Raw genomic sequence first — 5,887 nt, forward strand, 5'->3', positions numbered from 1 at the left:
GCCGACGTGGTGATGTTCGTGTTCCGCGAGGAATACTACGTCAACAACAAGAAGCCGCGCGAGGGCACGGAGGAGTTCTTCGCCTGGGAGGCGGAGATGAACCGCGTCCACGGCAAGGCCGAGGTGATCCTAGGGAAACAGCGCCACGGGCCGACCGGCACGGTGGAGTTGCAGTTCGACGCCAACGTCACGCGGTTTTCCAACCTCGCGCAGGACGAGCGGATGCCGGAGCGGATGTGATAGGCTGATACCGGATCCGAGATAGGATCATCTCAGATCCGACGGACCGGAGACGCCGCATGGCCCTCGGAACCCAGGCCCGGTTGCCTGAGACCATCACCCTGAACGACGTGTTCGAGGCCGAGCGGCAGGTGGTCGGGCTGATCCTGGCCGAGCCGGCCACCTACCCGATCGTCGCAAAGATCCTGCGCGGCGAGGACTGGACCGAGCGGCTGCACCGCGGCGTGTTCGAGATCGCCGGCGCGCTGGCGGCGGCCGGGCGGGCGATCACGCTCGAATCGGTGCTGCCGCGCGTCAGCGACGTGGGCCCGGACGGTGCGCCAGCCGAGACCTACCTCGCGGCACGAATCGCGGAGGCGCCCTCGCCGTCGCAGGCCAGGTCCCTGGCGCAGTTGCTGGCCGCCGCCGCGCACGCACGCCACGGCCCCGACATCTACGATCACGACCTCTACGCCTGGGCCTTCGAGCAGGCTCAGCTCCTGCGGCGGGGGCACTTCTCCGGCCTCGACACGCTGAACCTCGCCGAGGAGATCGAGGATTTGGGCAACGAGATCTACAACCGGCTGGAGAGCGCGCTGCGCATCACGCTGATGCATCTCCTGAAATGGGACCATCAGCCGGAGAAGCGCACGCGGAGCTGGCACCTCTCCATCCGCAACGGCCGACGCGATACACAGAAGGTTCTCAAGAGGTATCCCGGCGTGAAGGGGCGCCTGGAGGGTGCCATCCGCGAGGCCTACGAAGAAGCGCGGATCGATGCCGCGGGCGAGACCGGCCTCGACGAGACGGCGTTCCCCGCCGAATGCCCCTATCCCTTCGACGCGATCATGACCCGCGCGGTCGCGTGGCCGCCCGAGCCCGAGGCCCCTTGAGCCTCACCCCAGGGTCGCCGGCGCGCCCGGTTGCTTCATCTCGATCTCGACGAAGGCGATCGGGTGTGCGGAGCCGTTCATCACGTCGTGGCGGATGCCGGCCGGGCGGCTGTAGGCCTGCCCCGCGGCGAGCGCGGTCTCGCTGACGCGATCTCCGTCGTGGACGCGCAGCGTGCCGGCTACCAGCATCACCACGACATAGGGCCAACCGTGCTCGTGCCAGCCGGTGACGGCGCCCGGCGCGAAGTCCCAGCGGGTGATGCGCAAGCGCGCATCGTCCTGCTGCACGGTCGGTATCGCGGGAATCGTGCAGGCGAACGCCATTGGCATGGTCCTTCGATCCGCCGCTCCGGCGGCATCGCCGGGAGCGGCTGAGGCAGCCGTTGCAGGCCCCGTGCCTTCGGCGGGCTGACGCGGTATTGGCATCGGGGCGAACGTCAACGCGTCCAGGGACCGGGCGGCGATATCGGAGTCCGAACCATTTCGCGAGACAACACGCACGCGGCCGATGTCCTCGATGCGCTCCGGCGCCACGGCGCCCGCCTCGCCGTCGATCTCGGCGCCGTCGCGGAGAACTGGCGGCGGCTGTCCGCGCAGGCGCCGGGCCGCGCCTGCGCGGCGGTGGTGAAGGCGGACGCCTACGGCTGCGGGCAGGCCGCCGTCGCCCCCGCCCTGTGGGCCGCCGGCTGCCGCACGTTCTTCGTCGCGCATCTGGGCGAGGCGGCCGCCCTCCGGCGCGCCCTGCCGGCGGCCGCGATCTACGTGCTCAACGGCCTGCCGCCCGGCGCGGCCCCGGCCTATGCGGCGATGGACCTGCGCCCGGTCCTCGGCTCGGTGGAGGAGGTATCGGACTGGGCGGCGTTCGCGCGCGGGGCGCGGCCGGCCGCGCTCCACGTCGATACCGGCATGAACCGCCTCGGCCTGCCCGTGCCGGAGGCGCTGGCGCTTGCGGACGATCCGCGGATCGCAGCCGCCGGCATCGACCTCGTGATGAGCCACCTCGTCAGCGCCGAGTTGCCCGGCGAGGCGGTGAACGCCCGCCAGATCGCGGACTTTGCCCGCGTGCGCGCGGCCTTCCCCGGCCTCCCGGCCTCGCTCGCCAATTCCTCGGGGGTGTTCCTCGGCTCCCGCGCCCACCACGACCTGCTGCGGCCGGGCTACGCCCTGTTCGGCGGCAACCCGACGCCGGGCGAAGCCAACCCGATGCGGCCGGTGGTGCGGCTCGACGCGACGATCCTCCAACTCCGCCACGTCGCGGCCGGCGCGCAGGCCGGCTACAACGGCCGCTGGACCGCGCCGGGGCCGCGGCGGCTGGCCACGCTCTCGCTCGGCTACGCCGACGGCTACCCCCGCGCGGCGAGCGGGCGCGGCCACGCGCTCGTCGGCGGCATCGCCTGCCCGATCCTCGGCCTCGTCTCGATGGACCTGATCATCCTCGACGTGACCGGGGCGCCGGCCGCCGGGCGCGGCGCCGTCGCCACGCTGATCGGCGACGCGCTCGACCTCGACTCGGTCGGGCGCGCGGCCGGCACGATCGGCTACGAGATCCTGACGGGGCTGGGTTCCCGTTACGTTCGCACGTATACCGGGGGCTGACGCACACCGGCCGGCCCAGGACACGATGGCGAAGCTCCACCAGACCTTCATCTGCCAGTCCTGCGGCGCGGTGTACAACCGCTGGCGCGGGCGCTGCGAGGCGTGCAACGGCTGGAACACGATCGTCGAGGAGACGCCGGGCGGCTCCGGCCCGCAATCGGGGCCGGCCGCGACCCGGCCGGGCCGCGCCCGCGGGCGGGTGTTCCCGCTCGAGGGCCTGACCGGCGCGGCGCGGGAAGCGCCGCGGATGCCGTCGGGCATCGGCGAACTCGACCGCGTCACCGGCGGCGGCTTCGTGCGCGGCTCGGTGATCCTGCTCGGGGGTGACCCCGGCATCGGCAAGTCGACCCTGCTGATGCAGGCCTCCGCCGCGATGGCGGCCACCGGCGCGCGTGTCGCCTACATCTCCGGCGAGGAGGCGGTGGGGCAGGTGCGGCTGCGCGCCGAGCGCCTCGGGCTCTCGGGGCACCCGGTGGAACTCGCCGCCGAGACCAACGTCGAGGACATCGTCGAGACCCTGTCGCAGGGCCGCCCGCCGGCGCTCGCCATCATCGATTCGATCCAGACCATGTGGACCGAGACCGTGGAATCGGCCCCCGGCACGGTCACGCAGGTGCGCTCGTCGGCGCAAAGCCTCATCCGCTTCGCCAAGACCACCGGCACGGCGGTGATCCTCGTCGGCCACGTCACCAAGGACGGGCAGATCGCCGGGCCGCGCGTCGTCGAGCACATGGTCGATTGCGTCGCCTCGTTCGAGGGCGACCAGGGCCACCACTTCCGCATCCTGCGCGCGGTGAAGAACCGCTTCGGCCCAACCGACGAGATCGGCGTGTTCGAGATGACGGACATGGGGCTCGCCGAGGTGCCGAACCCCTCCGCGCTGTTCCTGGCCGGCCGCGACCATCAGGCCGCCGGCACCGCGGTGTTTGCCGGGATGGAGGGCACGCGGCCGCTGCTCGTCGAGATCCAGGCGCTCGTCGCGCCCTCATCCCTCGGCATGCCGCGGCGCGCCGTGGTCGGCTGGGACCCGAACCGGCTCTCGATGGTGCTGGCCGTGCTCGAGGCCCATGGCGGCATCCGGCTCGGGACGCATGACGTCTACCTCAACGTCGCGGGCGGCCTGCGCATCTCAGAGCCCGCCGCGGACCTGGCGGTGGCCGCCGCCCTGGTCTCGTCGCTGTCGGGCGCGGTGCTGCCGCCGGAGACGGTGTATTTCGGCGAGATCGGCCTGTCCGGCGCGATCCGGCCGGTGGCGCAGGCCGCCGCGCGGCTGAAGGAGGCCGAGAAGCTCGGCTTCGCCAAGGCGATGACGCCGCAGGGCCGGAGCGAGACGCCCGAGCGCGCGCTCGCCACCGAAAGCCTGCGCCACATCGCCGACCTCGTGGCCGGCATCGCCTCGGGCGGTCCGCGCCGGGCGGCCGCGAGCCGCGGGCGGAGCGCGGTCCGGGACGTGGACGATCCCTGAGCGGGGGATGGCCGCCGCTCAAGGGTGACGGCCGAGGTCGGCCGGGCTATAGCATCGCGGGTCCCGGCAGCGTCGCAGACCCGTGGCGACGCCCGCGTGCAGCCTGAAGCGATCAGATCCGCAAGATGCCGTTCTCCGTCCTCGACCTCGTGGTGCTCGGCATCGTCGTGATCTCGGCGCTGCTCGCGGCCGTGCGCGGCGTCACCCGCGAGGTCCTGGCGATCATCGCCTGGGTGGCCGCCGCCGCCGTGGCGTGGTCGTTCCACCCGCTGCTGCTGCCGACGGTGAAGCAGCACGTCACCAGCGATACGGTGGCGCTCGTCGCCTCGATCGCAGCGATCTTCCTCGGCACGCTCATCGTCGTGTCGATCATCACCGTGAAGATCTCCGACGTGGTGCTCGATTCGCGCATCGGCGCCATCGACCGCTCGCTCGGCTTCCTGTTCGGCGCCGCGCGCGGCTTCCTGATCTGCGTGATCGGCTGGGTGTTCCTGTCCTGGCTGGTCCAAGGCAAGGTGCCGGACTGGGCGGCGCAGGCGCGCTCGCGCCCGATGCTGGAGAAGTCCGGCGACGCGCTGGTGGCGCAGTTGCCCGAGAACCCGGAAGGCTTCCTGAAGCAGTTCAAGAAGCCGAAGGTCGACACGCCGCAGAACGAGCCCGTGGAGGCGCCGGCCGAGTCCGAGGCGCCGGCCCGCCGGAGCGAGACCGCGCCGGCCACGCCCGCACCGCGACGCTGACCTGCGTGCGGTCCGGCTTGGTTGCGAGGCGCCGGGCCCTCAGATAACCGCTCGACGGCGCCGGACGGGAACGACCGCGCGGCGTGCGCCGGGGGCTTCCGCGCAAGCCGCAACCAGGGATCGAACGCAAGCCATGTCTCACCGCGCCGACGTGGGTTCCGTGTTCGATCCCGAGACCGACGGCGACACGCTGCGCGAGGAATGCGGCGTCTTCGGCATCTTCGGGCACCCGGACGCCGCGGCGATCGTGGCGCTGGGGCTGCACGCCCTGCAGCATCGCGGCCAGGAGGCGGCGGGCATCGTCGCCTTCGACGGCGAGGTGTTCCATTCCGAGCGCCGGCCCGGGCTCGTGGGCGATTCGTTCTCGGACGGCGCCACCATCGCGCGCCTGAAGGGCCGCGCCGCGATCGGCCACGTGCGCTACTCAACCACCGGCGGCACCATCCTGCGCAACGTGCAGCCGCTGTTTGCCGAACTCGCCGGCGGCGGGCTCGCGGTGGCCCACAACGGCAACCTCACCAACGCACTCTCGATCCGCCGCGACCTCGTGCGCGACGGCGCGATCACGCAATCGACCTCCGACACCGAGGTGATCCTGCACCTGGCCGCGCGCTCGCGCAAACCGCGGATCGTCGCGCGCTTCATCGACGCGCTGCGCCAGATCGAGGGCGCCTACGCGATCGTCGCGCTGACCAACAAGAAGCTCATCGGCGCCCGCGACCCGCTCGGCATCCGCCCTCTGGTGCTGGGCGAACTCGACGGCCGCTACATGCTGGCCTCGGAGACCTGTGCGCTCGACATCATCGGCGCGAAGTTCGTGCGCGACGTGGAGAACGGCGAGGTCGTGGTGATCTCGGAGGACGGCGTCGAATCGATCCGCTTCGCCGCGGCGCGGACGATGCGCCCGTGCATCTTCGAGTATATCTACTTCGCCCGGCCGGATTCGGTGGTGAACGGCAAGAGCGTCTACGCGGTGC

The 5,887-nt window shown here is 72.0% G+C and carries 7 protein-coding genes; 6 read left to right on the top strand and 1 reads right to left on the bottom strand.

Annotated elements, in window-relative coordinates; all coding sequences use genetic code 11:
* The coding region (locus tag ACFE86_RS20775; protein WP_375457220.1) for a DnaB-like helicase C-terminal domain-containing protein at positions 1-240 on the top strand (240 nt) is incomplete at its 5' end.
* 59 nt (positions 241-299) lie between these two features.
* The gene (locus ACFE86_RS20780; protein ID WP_375457221.1) at positions 300-1,112 is read left to right on the top strand and encodes a DUF29 family protein; all 813 of its coding nucleotides are present in this window, start codon (positions 300-302) and stop codon (positions 1,110-1,112) included.
* Positions 1,113-1,115: 3 nt separating this feature from the next.
* Here ACFE86_RS20780 and ACFE86_RS20785 read toward each other — a convergent pair whose 3' ends face one another.
* Positions 1,116-1,436 (bottom strand): cupin domain-containing protein, encoded by a 321-nt coding sequence (locus tag ACFE86_RS20785; RefSeq protein ID WP_375457225.1) that lies wholly within the window; start codon positions 1,434-1,436, stop codon positions 1,116-1,118.
* 156 nt (positions 1,437-1,592) lie between these two features.
* Here ACFE86_RS20785 and alr point away from each other — a divergent pair, with 156 nt between their 5' ends.
* The 4 genes from alr to ACFE86_RS20805 all read left to right on the top strand — a co-directional run.
* Positions 1,593-2,708 carry an alanine racemase gene (gene alr, locus ACFE86_RS20790; protein ID WP_375457226.1) on the top strand — a complete coding sequence of 372 codons (1,116 nt, stop codon included), beginning with the start codon at positions 1,593-1,595 and terminating at the stop codon, positions 2,706-2,708.
* A gap of 25 nt (positions 2,709-2,733) precedes the next feature.
* The gene (gene radA / locus ACFE86_RS20795; RefSeq protein ID WP_375457222.1) at positions 2,734-4,173 is read left to right on the top strand and encodes a DNA repair protein RadA; all 1,440 of its coding nucleotides are present in this window, start codon (positions 2,734-2,736) and stop codon (positions 4,171-4,173) included.
* Between the two features lie 125 nt (positions 4,174-4,298).
* Positions 4,299-4,910: a CvpA family protein gene (locus tag ACFE86_RS20800; RefSeq protein ID WP_375457223.1), complete on the top strand. Its 612-nt coding sequence runs from the start codon at positions 4,299-4,301 to the stop codon at positions 4,908-4,910.
* Positions 4,911-5,043: 133 nt separating this feature from the next.
* Positions 5,044-5,887: amidophosphoribosyltransferase (locus ACFE86_RS20805; RefSeq protein WP_375457224.1), on the top strand; the 844-nt coding region annotated here is incomplete at its 3' end.

Source organism: uncultured Methylobacterium sp. (assembly GCF_964244095.1).
Taxonomy (GTDB): domain Bacteria; phylum Pseudomonadota; class Alphaproteobacteria; order Rhizobiales; family Beijerinckiaceae; genus Methylobacterium.